This is a genomic window from Streptomyces asoensis, from assembly GCF_016860545.1.
Classification (GTDB): Bacteria; Actinomycetota; Actinomycetes; order Streptomycetales; family Streptomycetaceae; genus Streptomyces; species Streptomyces asoensis.
Genome location: NZ_BNEB01000002.1, coordinates 542042 through 557300 on the forward strand (window position 1 = coordinate 542042; position 15259 = coordinate 557300).

13 protein-coding genes are annotated in these 15259 nt (G+C 71.7%); 6 read left to right on the forward strand and 7 right to left on the reverse strand.

Annotated features, from left to right (window positions below; translation table 11 throughout):
* Positions 1-78: 78 nt before the first annotated feature.
* Positions 79-2568, forward strand: a complete 2490-nt coding sequence (locus Saso_RS05555) for an alpha-L-arabinofuranosidase C-terminal domain-containing protein (RefSeq protein WP_189926319.1) — start codon at positions 79-81, stop codon at positions 2566-2568.
* Positions 2569-2574: 6 nt separating this feature from the next.
* Here the strand turns inward: Saso_RS05555 and Saso_RS05560 are convergent, their stop codons facing one another.
* On the reverse strand, positions 2575-3255 hold the full coding sequence (locus tag Saso_RS05560) for a hypothetical protein (protein WP_189926473.1): 681 nt from the start codon (positions 3253-3255) through the stop codon (positions 2575-2577).
* Between the two features lie 150 nt (positions 3256-3405).
* Here Saso_RS05560 and argC point away from each other — a divergent pair, with 150 nt between their 5' ends.
* The 5 genes from argC to Saso_RS05585 are packed head-to-tail and all read left to right on the forward strand — an operon-like array spanning position 3406 to position 8292.
* Positions 3406-4434, forward strand: coding sequence for an N-acetyl-gamma-glutamyl-phosphate reductase (gene argC / locus Saso_RS05565; RefSeq protein ID WP_189926317.1), 1029 nt, complete (start codon positions 3406-3408; stop codon positions 4432-4434).
* Entirely contained in the window at positions 4431-5582 is a 1152-nt protein-coding gene (gene argJ, locus Saso_RS05570) for a bifunctional glutamate N-acetyltransferase/amino-acid acetyltransferase ArgJ (RefSeq protein ID WP_189926315.1), read from the forward strand. The genes argC and argJ overlap by 4 nt, the downstream gene beginning before the upstream one ends.
* The gene (argB, locus tag Saso_RS05575; protein WP_189926313.1) at positions 5579-6532 is read left to right on the forward strand and encodes an acetylglutamate kinase; all 954 of its coding nucleotides are present in this window, start codon (positions 5579-5581) and stop codon (positions 6530-6532) included. The genes argJ and argB overlap by 4 nt, the downstream gene beginning before the upstream one ends.
* Entirely contained in the window at positions 6529-7716 is a 1188-nt protein-coding gene (locus Saso_RS05580) for an acetylornithine transaminase (RefSeq protein WP_189926311.1), read from the forward strand. Before argB ends, Saso_RS05580 begins: the two co-directional genes overlap by 4 nt.
* A 30-nt stretch (positions 7717-7746) precedes the next feature.
* A complete protein-coding gene (locus Saso_RS05585) occupies positions 7747-8292 on the forward strand; it encodes an arginine repressor (RefSeq protein ID WP_189926309.1) in 546 nt (181 codons plus the stop codon).
* A gap of 227 nt (positions 8293-8519) precedes the next feature.
* Here Saso_RS05585 and Saso_RS05590 read toward each other — a convergent pair whose 3' ends face one another.
* The 6 genes from Saso_RS05590 to Saso_RS05615 all read right to left on the reverse strand — a co-directional run bounded on the left by Saso_RS05590 (position 8520) and on the right by Saso_RS05615 (position 15145).
* A complete protein-coding gene (locus Saso_RS05590) occupies positions 8520-9257 on the reverse strand; it encodes an FAD:protein FMN transferase (RefSeq protein WP_229901469.1) in 738 nt (245 codons plus the stop codon).
* Positions 9258-9312: 55 nt separating this feature from the next.
* Entirely contained in the window at positions 9313-10392 is a 1080-nt protein-coding gene (locus Saso_RS05595; RefSeq protein WP_189926307.1) for an FMN-binding protein, read from the reverse strand.
* Between the two features lie 56 nt (positions 10393-10448).
* Complete coding sequence (locus tag Saso_RS05600) at positions 10449-11831, reverse strand: ferredoxin reductase family protein (RefSeq protein WP_189926305.1); 1383 nt, start codon at positions 11829-11831, stop codon at positions 10449-10451.
* Between the two features lie 105 nt (positions 11832-11936).
* Positions 11937-12641, reverse strand: a complete 705-nt coding sequence (locus Saso_RS05605) for a L,D-transpeptidase family protein (protein ID WP_189926304.1) — start codon at positions 12639-12641, stop codon at positions 11937-11939.
* A gap of 80 nt (positions 12642-12721) precedes the next feature.
* Entirely contained in the window at positions 12722-14422 is a 1701-nt protein-coding gene (locus Saso_RS05610) for a peroxidase family protein (protein ID WP_189926303.1), read from the reverse strand.
* A 141-nt stretch (positions 14423-14563) separates the two neighbouring features.
* Positions 14564-15145: a pyridoxamine 5'-phosphate oxidase family protein gene (locus tag Saso_RS05615; RefSeq protein WP_189926302.1), complete on the reverse strand. Its 582-nt coding sequence runs from the start codon at positions 15143-15145 to the stop codon at positions 14564-14566.
* Positions 15146-15259: the final 114 nt, after the last annotated feature.

The window sequence follows — 15259 nt, forward strand, 5'->3', positions numbered from 1 at the left end:
CTCCCTATCTTGCCGTTCGAAGTGCTGATCATTGTCTGATATTTCGAACAACTCGCCTCACCGAGCCGCGGAGTATTCATGCCACGCAGCACCACCCGCACCCGTTGGAGACTGGGCCTCGCCACCACCGCCCTGCTGACGGCCGCCGCCCTCGTTCCCGTCCCGGCGCACGCCGAGACCGTGACCGACTACGCCCTCACCGTCGATCCCGCAGCTCAGGGCGCGCAGATCGACGACACGATGTACGGCGTCTTCTTCGAGGACATCAACCGGGCGGCCGACGGCGGCCTGTACGCCGAACTCGTGCAGAACCGGTCCTTCGAGTACTCCGCCGTCGACAACAGGGCGTACACCCCGCTGACGTCCTGGACGGTCGACGGCACCGCGCAGGTCCTGGACGACGCCGGCCGGCTCAACGACCGCAACCGCAACTACCTCTCCCTGGGCGCCGGTTCCGCCGTGACCAACGCCGGCTACAACACCGGGGTCCGCGTCGAGCAGGGCAAGCGGTACGACTTCTCGGTGTGGGCCCGCGCCGCGCGCGGCAGCGCGCTCACGGTGAGCCTCCAGGACGCGGGCGGTGTGCTCGCCACGGCCCGCGCGGTGACCGTGCGCAAGGGGGGCTGGGCCCGCTACCGGGCCACCTTCACGGCGACCCGGACCAGCAGCGAGGGCCGGCTGACGGTGGCCTCCTCGGCCGCGACGGCCCTCGACATGGTCTCCCTGTTCCCCCGGGACACCTACCGGCACGAGCCCAACGGCCTGCGCAAGGACCTCGCCGAGAAGATCGCCGCCCTGCACCCGGGCTTCGTGCGCTTCCCCGGCGGCTGCCTGGTCAACACCGGCTCCATGCAGGACTACAGCGAGGCCTCCGGCTGGCAGCGCGCCCGCTCCTACCAGTGGAAGGACACCGTCGGCCCCGTCGAGGAACGGGCCGTCAACTCCAACTTCTGGGGATACAACCAGAGTTACGGGCTCGGCTACTACGAGTACTTCCGCTTCGCCGAGGACGTCGGCGCGATGCCGCTGCCCGTCGTGCCGGCCCTGGTGACCGGCTGCGGCCAGAACCGGGCCGTCGTCGACGACGCGCTCCTGAAGCGCCACATCCAGGACACCCTGGACCTGATCGAGTTCGCCAACGGCCCCGTCACCTCCCCCTGGGGCAAGAAGCGCGCGCAGATGGGCCACCCCGCGCCCTTCCGCCTCACGCACCTGGAGGTCGGCAACGAGGAGAACCTGCCCGCCGAGTTCTTCGCCCGCTTCGAGCAGTTCCGCGCCGCCGTCGAGGCGAAGTACCCGGACGTCACCGTCGTCTCCAACTCGGGTCCGGACGACTCGGGCCAGATCTTCGACACGGCCTGGCAGCTCAACCGGGACGCCGGGGTCGCGATGGTGGACGAGCACTACTACAACAGTCCGCAGTGGTTCCTCCAGAACAACGACCGCTACGACTCCTACGACCGCAGCGGCCCCAAGGTCTTCCTCGGTGAGTACGCCTCCCAGGGCAACGCCTTCAAGAACGGCCTCGCCGAAGCGGCCTACATGACCGGCCTGGAGCGCAACGCCGACGTGGTGAAGCTCGCCTCCTACGCCCCGCTGTTCGCCAACGAGGACTACGTCCAGTGGCGGCCGGACCTGGTGTGGTTCAACAACCACGCCTCCTGGAACTCGGCCAACTACGAGGTCCAGAAACTGTTCATGACCAACGTCGGCGACCGCGTGGTGCCCTCCACGGCCACCGGGACGCCCTCGCTCCAGGGGCCCGTCACCGGCGCCGTCGGCCTGTCGACCTGGGCCACCTCCGCGGCCTACGACGACGTACGGGTGACCGGCGCGAACGGCGACACGCTGCTGAGCGACGACTTCTCCGGCGACGCCTCCCGCTGGACGCACACGGGCGGCGGCAGCTGGTCGCTCCAGGACGGTCAGTACGTACAGACCGACACCGCGGCCGAGAACACCATGGTCTTCGCCGGCGACCCCGCCTGGCACGACTACGACCTGCGGGTGAAGGCCACCAAGAAGTCCGGCAAGGAAGGCTTCCTGGTCGCCTTCGGCGTCAAGGACACCGGCAACTACTACTGGTGGAACCTGGGCGGCTGGAACAACACCCGGTCCGCCGTCGAGCAGGCCGTGGACGGCGGCAAGTCCACGCTGATCTCCAAGGCCGGGTCCGTCGAGACGGGCCGCGCCTACGACATCCACGTCAAGGTGCGGGGCCGCCAGGTCACCCTCTACCTCGACGGCCAGGAGTGGGGCAGCTTCACCGACGACAAGCCCGCGGAGCCGTTCCGCCAGGTCGTCACCGAGGACGACCGGACCGGCGACCTGATCGTCAAGGTCGTCAACGCCCAGTCCACGCAGGCCCGCACGGCGATCGACCTCGGCGGCGCCCGGGTCGCCTCCCGGGCGAGGGTGACGACGCTGGCCGCCGCTCCGGACGCGGTCAACACGGAGACCGGGACCGCGGTCGCCCCGGTGACCTCGACCTTCACCGGGGTCGCGAACCGGTTCACCTACACCTTCCCGGCGAACTCGGTCACCTTCCTGCGGATCAGACAGCGGTAGCGGCCCTCAGGATTCCCCGCGCCGGAACCAGCCCCGCCCCCGCCCCCGTCCCTGCCGCTGCGGCGGGAGCGGGGCCGGGGGCGCCTGCGGGGCGGACGGGCCGCCGAACGGGGGCAGGGCCTTGAACCGGTCGTCGAAGGTGACCGTGGGTGTGATCCGGCGCAGCGCGGCGCGCACGAGGGTGAGCGGATGCCCGGGGAACTGCGCGTCCCACTCCTCGTGATCACCGACGTGGCAGGGCAGACCGCCGGGTTCCCCGTCCGCGTAGGGGTGCGGCCGGAAGTACGCGGCCGGACCCACCCGGGCCATGATCGAGGCCTCCCGTACGCCCGTCGTGGCGCCCTCGGCCGCCTGCACCTTCACGACCACGCTCGACCCGGCCCTGGGCACGGTCCAGGAGGCGAGGAACGCCTGCCCCGGCCTGCTCTCCAGGGGCATCTTGACCAGCTGGCGGACCGCCGGGACGCCGTCCACGGAGCCGGGCTCCGCCTCGATCAGTCCGCCGCCCGCCTGCGCGACGAGCCGCGCCAGACCCGCGCCGAGCCGCCCCGGCTCGTGCAGCCCGGCGGGCAGGTCGGGGACGAGGGGGAAGAAGTGGACCGACAGGACGAGTCCCGCCGCGTCCGTCCACAGCCCGGGCTCACGCTCGGTGAAGCCGGTCAGGTCCAGGCCGGTTATCGGTGTCATGGCGATCATCGGGCCGAGGTTACGCAGCCCACGGCTCCGGGCAAAGATCACTCCGGGGGCCACCCCCCGCGCGGAACGCGGGCCGCCGCCCGCATGGATTGCATAAACGTGCAACGAAACGTATAGTCATGCCATCCAGGAGGAGGAGTCATGGTGGTACGTGCGGCGGTGGCCGGAGCGAGCGGGTACGCGGGCGGAGAGCTGCTGCGCCTGCTCCTGACGCACCCCGGGATCGAGATCGGCGCCCTGACCGGCAATTCCAACGCCGGCCAGAAGCTGGGCGCCCTCCAGCCGCACCTGCTGCCGCTGGCCGACCGCGTGCTCCAGGAGACCACCCCCGAGGTGCTCGCCGGACACGACGTCGTCTTCCTCGCCCTCCCGCACGGCCAGTCCGCCGCCGTCGCCGAACAGCTCGGCCCGGAGGTCCTCGTCGTCGACATGGGCGCCGACTTCCGGCTGCGGGACGCGGCCGACTGGGAGCGGTTCTACGGTTCCCCGCACGCCGGGACCTGGCCCTACGGCCTCCCCGAACTGCCGGGTGGCCGCGCGGCGCTGGAGGGGTCCAGGCGCATCGCGGTCCCCGGTTGCTACCCCACGGCCGTCTCGCTCGCGCTCTTCCCGGCGTACGCGGCGGGCCTGGCCGAGCAGGAGGCCGTGATCGTCGCCGCCTCCGGCACCTCCGGCGCCGGCAAGTCGCCCAAGACGCACCTGCTGGGCTCCGAGGTCATGGGCTCGGTCTCCCCGTACGGGGTCGGCGGCGGCCACCGGCACACGCCCGAGATCGTCCAGAACCTGAGCGCGGCGGCGGGCGCGCCGGTCGCCGTCTCCTTCACGCCCACCCTCGTGCCGATGCCCCGCGGCATCCTCGCCACGTGCAGCGCCAGGGCGAAGCCCGGCGTCACCGCCGAGACCGTCCGCGCCGCCTACGAGAAGGCCTTCGCCGACGAGCCCTTCGTCCACCTGCTGCCCGAGGGCCGGTGGCCCGCCACGGCGTCCGTGCACGGTTCCAACGCCGTTCAGGTGCAGGTCGCGTACGACGCGTCCGTGGGGCGCATCATCGCCATCAGCGCCATCGACAACCTGACCAAGGGCACCGCGGGCGGTGCCCTCCAGAGCATGAACATCGCCCTCGGACTCGACGAGAGCACCGGGCTTTCCACGATCGGAGTCGCACCGTGAGCGTCACGGCAGCCAAGGGATTCACGGCGGCGGGCATCGCCGCCGGGATCAAGCAGACCGGCAACCCGGACCTGGCCCTCGTGGTCAACACCGGGCCCCGCCGCGCGGCCGCCGGCGTCTTCACCTCCAACCGCGTCAAAGCCGCGCCGGTGCTGTGGTCCGAGCAGGTGCTCAAGAGCGGGCAGCTGTCGGCCGTGATCCTCAACTCCGGTGGCGCCAACGCCTGTACCGGGCCGAAGGGCTTCCAGGACACGCACGCGACCGCCGAGAAGGTGGCCGAGGTGCTCGGGACCGGCGCGGGCGAGGTCGCCGTCGCCTCCACCGGCCTGATCGGCGTGCTCCTGCCGATGGACAAGCTGCTCCCGGGCGTCGAGGCGGCCGCGGGCGCGCTCTCCGAGCACGGCGGCGAGAAGGCCGCCATCGCCATCAAGACCACCGACACCGTCCACAAGACGTCCGTCGTCGAAGGCGACGGCTGGACCGTCGGCGGCATGGCCAAGGGCGCGGGCATGCTCGCCCCCGGCCTCGCCACCATGCTGGTCGTCCTCACCACCGACGCGGACGTCGACAGCGAGAGCCTGGACAGGGCGCTGCGCGCCGCCACCAGGGTCACCTTCGACCGCGTCGACTCCGACGGCTGCATGTCGACCAACGACACCGTGCTGCTGCTCGCCTCCGGAGCCTCCGGGACCACCCCGGCGTACGAGGAGTTCGCGGCCGCCGTACGGACCGTGTGCGACGACCTCGGCCAGCAGCTGATCCGGGACGCCGAGGGCGCCAGCAAGGACATCAAGGTCGAGGTGGTCAACGCGGCGAGCGAGGAGGACGCCGTCGAGGTGGGCCGCTCCATCGCCCGCAACAACCTCCTCAAGTGCGCGATCCACGGCGAGGACCCGAACTGGGGACGCGTGCTCTCCGCCATCGGCACCACCCGCGCGGCCTTCGAGCCGGACCGGCTCAACGTCGCCATCAACGGCGTCTGGGTCTGCAAGAACGGCGGCGTCGGCGAGGACCGCGAGAAGGTCGACATGCGCTACCGCGAGGTGCACATCGTCGCCGACCTGGCGGCGGGCTCCGAGGCGGCCACCATCTGGACCAACGACCTCACCGCCGACTACGTCCACGAGAACAGCGCGTACTCGTCATGAGCACCACCCGCAAGCACACCGCCCTGCCCAAGGCGCAGATCCTCATCGAGGCGCTGCCCTGGCTGACCCGGCACAACGGCCGGACCGTCGTCATCAAGTTCGGCGGCAACGCCATGATCGACGAGGACCTGAAGGCCGCCTTCGCCCAGGACGTCGTCTTCCTGCGGCACGCCGGTCTCCATGTCGTCGTCGTGCACGGCGGCGGCCCGCAGATCAGCGCCGCCCTCGACCGGCACGGCATCGTCAGCGAGTTCAAGGCAGGCCTGCGCGTCACCACCGAGGACGCCATGGACGTCGTACGGATGGTGCTCGCCGGGCAGGTCCAGCGCGAGCTGGTCGGGCTGCTCAACCAGCACGGGCCGCTCGCCGTCGGACTGACCGGCGAGGACGCCCACACCATCACCGCCACCAAGCACCAGCCCGAGATCGACGGCGAACTGGTCGACATCGGGCGGGTCGGCGAGATCACCGCGATCGACACCGGTGCCATCGAGGCGCTGCTCGCCGACGGCCGCATCCCGGTCGTCTCGTCGATCGCCCGCTCCCAGGACGACGGACATGTCTACAACGTCAATGCTGATACGGCGGCTGCGGCACTCGCTGCGGCACTTGGCGCCGAAACCCTCATGGTCCTCACGGACGTGGAGGGCCTCTACGAGGACTGGCCGGACAGCGACGAGGTGATCAGCCGCCTCACCGCCTCCCAGCTGGAGAAGCTGCTGCCGGAGCTGAGCTCCGGGATGGTCCCGAAGATGGAGGGCTGTCTGCACGCCGTGCGCAACGGCGTGAACACCGCCCGCGTCATCGACGGCCGGGTCCAGCACTCGATCCTGCTGGAGATCTTCACCGACGAAGGCATCGGCACGATGGTCGTGCCCGACGAGAAGCCGCACGCGCAACCGCACGCAGAGCCGTCCGGGCAGCCGGGCGCACAGGGGGAGCCGTCATGAGCAACCAGGAACTGACCGCGCGGTGGCAGGGCGCGCTCATGAACAACTACGGCACCCCGCTGCTGCCCCTCGTGCGCGGTGCGGGCAGCCGGGTCTGGGACGCCGACGGCAACGAGTACCTCGACTTCGTCGGCGGCATCGCGGTCAACGCCCTCGGACACGCGCACCCGGCCGTCGTCGACGCCGTGAGCCGGCAGATCGCCTCCCTCGGCCACATCTCCAACTTCTTCATGGCCGAGCCGACCGTCGCCCTGGCCGAACGGCTGCTGCGCCACTTCGGCCGGGACGGCAGGGTCTTCTTCTGCAACTCGGGCGCCGAGGCCAACGAGGCCGCCTTCAAGATCGGCCGGCTGACCGGGCGGACCCGTGTCGTCGCCACCGAGGGGGCCTTCCACGGCCGGACGATGGGCGCCCTCGCGCTCACCGGCCAGCACGGCAAGCGGGACCCGTTCCTGCCGCTGCCCGGCGACGTGACACACGTGCCGTTCGGTGACGCGCAGGCGCTGGCCGCCGCGGTCACCGAGGACACGGCGCTCGTCGTCCTCGAGCCGATCCAGGGCGAACTGGGCGTCGTGGTGCCCCCGGCCGGCTACCTCAAGGCAGCCCGCGCGATCACCGCCGCCAGTGGCGCGCTGCTCGTCCTCGACGAGGTGCAGACCGGCGTCGGGCGGACCGGGTCCTGGTTCGAGTACCAGGCCCACGAAGGCGTCCTGCCGGACGTCGTGACGCTGGCCAAGGGCCTCGGCGGCGGGCTGCCGCTGGGCGCGACCGTCGCCTTCGGACGGGCCGCCGACCTGCTCCTGCCCGGCCACCACGGGACCACCTTCGGCGGCAACCCGGTCGCCTGCGCCGCCGGACTCGCCGTTCTCGACACCATCGAGAACGACGGGTTGCTGGAGAACGTCAAGCGGCAGAGCGAGACGTTGCGGGACGGAATCGAGGGTGCGGGCCACCCGTTGATCGATTATGTCCGGGGAGCGGGCCTGCTCCTGGGTATCGTGCTCACCGAGCCCCGCGCGCCCCAGGTGCGGGCGGCGGCTCAGGAGGCCGGATTCCTGGTGAACGTGCCCGCCCCCGACGTCGTACGGCTGATGCCGCCGCTGAACCTCGGCGACGACGAGGTGGCGGCGTTCCTCGGGGCGCTGCCCGGCATCCTCGACGCAGCCGCGGCGAGCGGGGAGTGACGATCCGGAGAACCGGAGAATGAGACGACGATGAGTCACGCGCAGGACCATGAGCAGGCCGGCATCAACGGGCCCGCCGTGCCGCAGACCCGCACCGCGCGTCACCGCCGGATCGTGGACATCCTCAACCGGCAACCGGTGCGGTCGCAGAGCCAGTTGGCGAAGCTGCTGGCCGACGACGGGCTGAGCGTCACCCAGGCGACGCTGTCGCGGGACCTGGACGAGCTCAACGCGGTGAAGATCCGCAACAACGACGGCGACCTGATCTACGCGGTGCCCAGCGAGGGGGGTTTCCGGACTCCCCGGGTGCCGTTGGGGGAGTCGGCGAAGGAGGAGCGGATGCGGCGGCTGTCGCAGGAGCTGCTGATCTCCGCGGAGGCGTCCGCCAACCTCGTGGTCCTGCGTACCCCGCCGGGGGCCGCGCAGTTCCTCGCCTCGGCGATCGACCAGGCCGAGCTGCACGACATTCTCGGCACGATCGCGGGGGACGACACGTTGTTGCTGATCAGCCGGGAGCCTACGGGTGGGCAGGCGCTGGCGGATCATTTGCTGCGGTTGGCGCAGAACGGTCACTAGCCGTGGGGGTTCGGCTTCGCCCTAGCCCTAGCCCTAGCCCTTGCCTCGCCGCGGGCGGGTGCGGGTCGGTGGGGGCTGGTCGCGCAGTTCCCCGCGCCCCTGGGGTGGTGGGTCCTGTTCGCCGGGGGCGGGTGCGGGCTTCGTCGGGGCTGGTCGCGCAGTTCCCCGCGCCCCTGGGGGGCGTGGGTGTGGGCGGGTGCGGGTTTGCTGCGCTCTGGGGGGTGGGGTCAGCCCAGGCGGCGGGCCAGGCCGCCGGTGCAGCGGACCTCGTCGCCCGCCGTGATCAGCAGGGCCTCGACGTCCGGGAGCCCCTCCAGCCACGCCAGCGCGTCCCGTGAGCCCATCGCGAAGGCCGCCGTGGCCCAGCAGTCCGCCCAGGTCAGCCGGGGTGCCACGACGGTCACGGCGACCAGGTCCGTCACCGCGGAGCGGCCCGTGCGCGGGTCGACGATGTGCGCCCCCCGCTCCGCCGTGCCCGACGTGGCCACGGCCAGTTCGTCGGCGCCCGCCGCCGACACCACCGCCGCCAGACCGCCCGGGCGCAGCGGATCCGACACCCCGACCCGCCACGGCCGGTCCGGTCCGGGGACGCCCAGCAGCTGCACGTCCCCGCCGCCGTTGACGCTCACCCCGCTCACGCCCGCCGCCGCGACCAGCCGGGCCACCCGCTCGGCGGCCCAGCCCTTGACGATGCCGGTCGGGTCCAGCCGGCCCTGGTAGCGCATGCTGAACCAGCCCTCGCTCACCCGCTCCGCCTCGGCGCCCAGTTCCAGCACCTCGGCCACTTCCGGGTCGCACTCCTCGACGGTCAGCTCGCCGCGGACCAGCCGGGACACCTGGCTGTCCTCGCGGTAGGTGCTGAACACCTCGTCGACCCGGTGCAGCGAGTCGACCGCCTCCTCCAGCGCGGTGCGCACCGCCCCCGCCTCCCCGCCGCGCACGTCGAAGGAGAAGACGGTCCCCATGACCTCTTCCGCATGACGCACCGCGGCGGGAGCCGCCGCCGACTCGGCCACGGTGTCAGCCACCGGCCTGGTCCAGCGCGGACTGCAACGACTTCTTGTAGCCCTCGCTGGTGTAGGTGGCGCCGGAGACGGAGTCGATGTCGGCGCTGCCCGCGGCGACGGCCTCCTGGTTGAGCTTGGGGACGGCCAGCTCGGTCTTCTGGTCGCTGGTGCCGCCCTTGGGGGCCTGGACGGCCTCCGCCTTGGTGATCTTCTTGCCGGCGACCGTGATCCGCACCTGGACCGGCCCGTACTGCGTCTGCGCGACGGCACCGGTGACCGTCTTGGCCTGCGCCGCCCCCGATCCCGCGTTCCCGGAGCCGGACGAGGCGCCCGCGCCCGCCGTCGCCTTGTCGAGCGCCGACTGGAGCGACTTCTTGTAGCCCTCGCTGGTGTAGGTGGCGCCGGAGACGGAGTCGATGTCGGCGCTGCCCGCGGCGACGGCCTCCTGGTTGAGCTTGGGGACGGAGAGCGCGGTCTTCTGGTCGCTGGTGCCGCCCTTGGGGGCCTGGACGGCCTCCGCCTTGGTGATCTTGCCGCCGGCCACGGTGATCCGGACCTGCACAGCCCCGTACTGCGTCTGGACCGCGTCGCCGGTGAAGGGGCCGGAGGCCTGCGCGCTGCCGGAACCCTGGCCCTGGCCGGAGCCCGCGCTCGCGTTCGCCTTGTCGATCGCCGACTGGAGGGACTTCTTGTAGCCCTCGCTGGTGTAGGTGGCGCCCGAGACCGTGTCGACGTTCGCGCTCTGCTTGGCGACGACGTCGGCGTTGAGTTTCGGGACGGCCAGCGCGGTCTTCTGGTCGCTGGTGCCGCCCTTCGGGGCCTGGACGGCCTCCGCCTTGGTGATCTTGTTGGCGACGACGGTGATCCGGACCTGCACGGCCCCGTACTGCGTCTGCGCCGCGTCGCCGGTCATCGTCCCCGACACGACCGCCCCGGCCCCGCCCTGCGCCGCTTCCTGCGCCTGCGCGCCCGCCCCCGCCGCCTGCGCGGCGCCCGGGTCGGACGCCGGCTTCAGCGACAGCAGCAGCACGATCCCGGACACGGTGGCGGCGGTGGCGAGCACGACGCGCCGAAGAGGGTGGCTCTTCCTCATCTCTTCCTGAGCTCCTGTTTCCCGTTGGTGGCGAGGTTCCCGTGGGTGCGGGTCGCTCACATCTCGAACGACTCGTGGTGGATGCGGCGGGCGGGGACCCCGGCGCCGCGCAGTGCCTCGTACACCCCTTGGGCGAAGCCGTTCGGTCCGCACATGAAGACGTCGTGGCCGTCGATGTCGGGGATCTTCCGCTGGAGGGACTCCGCCGAGATGTCGGGGCGTTCCCCGTCGGGGCTGTTCACGGCGTACATCAGCCGCGCCCCGCGCTCGTCGGCGATCTTCGCCAGCTCGTCCCACAGCGCCAGGTCCTGCGTGCTGTTGGCCCGGTAGAGGAGGGTGATGTCACCGGCCGCGCCCGGCAGCGTCTCGAACAGCGCCCGCATCGGCGTGATGCCCACGCCGCCCGCCACCAGCAGCACCTTGCCGCGGCTGCGCCGGGACGCCGTCATCGCGCCGTAGGGGCCCTCGGCCCACACCTTCGTGCCCGGCCGCAGCTCGCGCAGCGCGGCACTGTGGTCGCCGATCGCCTTGACGGTGATGCGCAGCAGGTCGGGGCGGGGGGCCGCCGACAGCGAGTACGGGTGGGAGCTGAACCGCATCCCCGGAGCCAGGAACCGCCACCGGAAGAACTGTCCGGCCTCCGCGCCCATCCGGTGCAGCTTGCGCCCGCCGATCAGGACCGACACGATGCCCGGCGTCTCCTCGATGACCGCCTCGACGCGCAGCCGGTGGCGCAGGTTCAGCCGCACCGGGGCGATGACGCGGTACCAGACGACCAGCGCGGTGACCGAGCCGTACAGGGCGTACCAGACGGTCTTGGCGGTCGGCTCGATCGCGAAGTCGTTGCCGGTGGTGATCTGGTGCCAGAACGTCAGGAAGACGGCCGCGTACGTCATCAGGTGGATGTGGTACCAGGTGTCGTACGGCATGCGGCGGCGCACGGGTCCGATCGACACCAGTCCGATGAGCAGGAACAGTCCGGTGCCGATGGCGGCCTTGCCCATGTCGGGCAGCTGCTCGACGGAGTCGACGGTCTGCTGGACGATGTCACCCAGCGACTTGCCGGCCTGGAGCGCGTAGCCCCACATGATGAGGAAGACGTGCGCGAAGACCAGGCAGAGCGTGTACCTGCCGCTCATCGCGTGCCAGCGCGCCACCCGGTCCGAGCCCACCCGCCGCTCCAGCGCCGGCACCCTGGCCATCTGGAGCACCACGAGCGCCATCAGGTACCCGGCGAGCAGCCCGGTGATCCGTCCCGCGTTGAGGATCTTGCTGTTGTCGTCCGCGATGTTGGGCGTGTTGGCCCACCACAGCCACAGCACACCCGCCGCGCCCGCCCACACGGCGAGCAGCAACGGGACGGCCGGGGAGCGGCGCGGGCGGATGCGGCGCATCGTCTGGCGGCGGGCGGCGCGGCCGCCGGCGATCGTCGTGGTCACTGTTCCTCCGTGGATACGGACCCTTGGCCCTCAGATACGGGCCGCGGTCGCCGAGCGTTCAGCGTCCGGCCGGGCCGCTCGGCGGAGGCGACCGCCGCGGGGGACTCAGTAGCGGGTGACGGCCGTCGGGCCGCCGGCGGTGCCGATCGCGAGGTGCGGTGAGCCCTGCGGCCGGACCCAGGCGAGGATCCGCCGCATCGCCGCCGACGGCACCGACACGCACCCGGCGGTGGCCCCCCGGCCGTCGACGTGCAGGAAGATGCCCGCCCCGCGGCCCCGTACCGGCTCCCGGTAGTTGAATCCGACGACCAGCGCGTGCGCGTACTGCGTCCGGTAGTCCGCCAGGTGCTCGGACTCGGCGGCCCGGCAGTGCGCGGGCCGGGGCTCGGTCCAGCGGTTGTAGGAGGGGGAGTCGTTGTCCTGGCACCACCAGGAGTCCCGGTGCACCGGCCGGTAGGGGTACGACGTCCCGCGCGGCGCCGCCTCGATGCCGAAGGCGTACGGCAGGCCGTACAGGCCCGTGGGCGTGGTGGAGGTGCCCTGCCGGCGGGCGGCCCCCTCGACCAGGCCCTTCGCGCCGAACCGGGCGGGCGCGGAACCGGTCGGCACCCAGCGGCCGGACCGCAGGTCCCACCAGGTGAGCGTGCCCGTGGTGGACCCGGCCCGCGCGGCCACGGCGGTGATCAGCTGGGTTCCGCCGCCCGTGTCCGCCATCCGCGCGGGCAGCGGGGCGCCCGCCGCGGTGTCCGGGGCCGCCCCGAGCAGGACGAGACAGGCGCAGACGAGGGGGACGACGGCACGAGGGCGCATGCTCAGACGCTAAGCGCGGGTGGCCGCACCGGCAGGCCGGGGTGGGCCGACCGTGCGCGGTGCCGCCGCCCGCGCGGGTCTCAGACCACCGGGCCCAGCGGGTTGAGCTGGTCCGCACGGCCCTCGAAGGCGTGCAGCAGCAGGTCGGTCATCTCGAACACGTGCCGGGCGTTGCGGTCCTGGACGGGGCTGAGGAAGGGCCTCCAGAAGGGGTCGCGCACGATCGAGTGCCGGCTGCCCTCGATGGCCCGGTGGAAGACCTCGGCGACGATGCGTCCGCCGACACCGGTCAGCTTCCCGCCGCCCTTCACCTCGGCCTCGCGCAGGGCGTAGAACCACAGCGGGGCGTGCCTGGCGACCGCGTCCACGAGCGGGGCGGAGAGCTGTGCCCCGCCGCCCTGCGCGAAGTCGGCCCTGGTGAGCGGCTCCACGTCGACCTTGCGGTCGACGAGGTACTCGGCCATCTGCTGTCCGGTGGCGAGGCGCAGCATCGACGCACGGGTGAGGTTGCGGAACGCGAGGTTCAGTTCGATCTCCGGGGGTGCCGCCTGGCCCCGGCCGCCGAAGGAGCCGAGCGGCAGGTCGGCCAGCGGGTTCACGAGCAGGGTGTCGATGCGCTTGGCGAGGTTGAACTGCGCGTCGGGCACCTGGAGGTCGGCCCGGTCGGGTACCGCCTCGCGGAAGGCGAACAGCCGACGGAAGTCCGCGATCCAGTTGGTGGGCAGCCGCTCGAAGTCGCCCGCCTCCGGGTCCGCCGCGTCGGCGGGCGGCGGCGAGAGGATGCCGCTCGTGCCGCTGAACCGGAAGAGCAGCTCCAGCGTGCCGCGGCCCTGGTCGAAGACGCGGTTCCAGTTGTAGCGGCCCCGGACCATGCTGTGGCCGAGCCGGTAGGCGCCGACGGAGAACTCGATGGGCATGGTCGGCAGGTCGTGCTCGCCCGGCCTCGGCTCGAACACCCGCCGGCCGTTGCCGAACACGTCGTCGACGATCTCGGGGTCGACGATCCTCGGCAGGAAGTCGTGGCGCAGCATCCACTGGTAGTGCTTGACGACCGTCTCGCGTGCCGTCTCGAACAGGACCGCGCTGGAGACCCCCTTGCCGACCAGGTCGGCGACCACCCGGTTGTGGAACCGGATGAAGGCGGTGTGGATCTGGGCGACGACCAGGTTCTCGTCGTTGCGCGGGTCCGGTATCAGCGCGCGGCGCCGCTCGGACCTCAGCGAACCCGTGCCCGTGCGGGGCAGGTCGAACCCGGTGAGCGGGCGGCCCACGATCGAGGGGTCGTCGGGCACGCCCTGCGTCGTGCCGGACTTCAGCCGGATCCCGTCCTCCTCGTAGAACCGGCGGTCGAAGCGGTGGTCGGGTCCGAGGCCGTAGAGCGAGTCGAGGTCGAGGGCGGGGCTGCGGCCCTGGAGGAGCTGGCGGACCGTGATCTCGTCCTCCAGGCGCACCGCCGTGGCGTCCAGCGTGAGGTCGTGGTCGACGAACTGACCGAGGTAGGTGAACCCCGACGGGACCCCGGGCTGGTCGGGCTGCTCGCGCTCGGGGTCCGTCATCGCCCGGGCCAGCTCGGTGCGGGCCTCACGGTCGAGCTGCTGGGCCGGCCGGGAGTGCGGACCGAGCCGGGAGAAGCGGAACTTGCGCAGGTCCGCCACGGTGGAGGCGGTCAGTGGCTCGGACGGTCCGCCGTCCCGGGACTCGGCGAGGATCCCCTCGCCGACGACGTAGAAGGACGAGCGGAGGTGGCGTTTGCTCTGTGGTTCGCGTGCGGGTCGGAACATGTGATCCCCCATGTGTTCGCGCCTGCGCGAGAGCGCGCATGCGTGAGTCACGCTAGGGGACGAGAGCGGCGGAAGGGGGAATTCCGTCAAATGCCCCAAGTGGAACAAGTGTTGACGGTCTGTACAGTCATCCCATGCGCGTCAAATCGGGCGCAGGGGCAACGGGAGTCCGGGCAGCCCGTCCATGCTCGTGGCGACGTGCTCCTTCTTCGTGAAGTAGGCGCTGAGCGACTCGTCGTCCTCCCGTGCGAACCGCTTGGCGTGCAGCTCGCGGTCCTCGTCGTACGTCATGAAGGGCACGGCGTAGCCGCAGGTGTCGCGGACGAGTTCGGCGTGCACGACGATGATCGCGCGCAGTCCGTGCGGGGTCGGGTCCAGCCCGGTGAAACGCGCGAGGAGCTCGCGGAAGCGGGGATCGTCGCGGAAGACCGGCTCGCCGCGGCCATGGACCCGCACGATGTTCGGCGGTCCCTGGAAGGCGCACCACATCAGCGTGATCCGGCCGTTCTCCCGCAGGTGCGCGATGGTCTCCGCGTTCGAACCGGCGAAGTCGAGATACGCCACGGTGTGCTCGTCCAGGACGGCGAACGAGCCCTTGAGGCCCTTGGGGGAGAGGTTCACCGTGCCCTCGCCGGACAGCGGGGCGGTCGCGGTGAAGAAGAGGGGCTGCTCCTCGATGAACGTACGGAGTCTGCCGTCGATGCGCTCATAGGTCTTTCCCATGTCTAACGATTATGCGGGAAAGTCTTTCGCGCGTCTAAGGAATACGCCATTCCTCACGACGCCACAGCGGCCGCCCCGGCCGGCGCTTCTCGGGGCGGCCACCGTGCCTGTCAC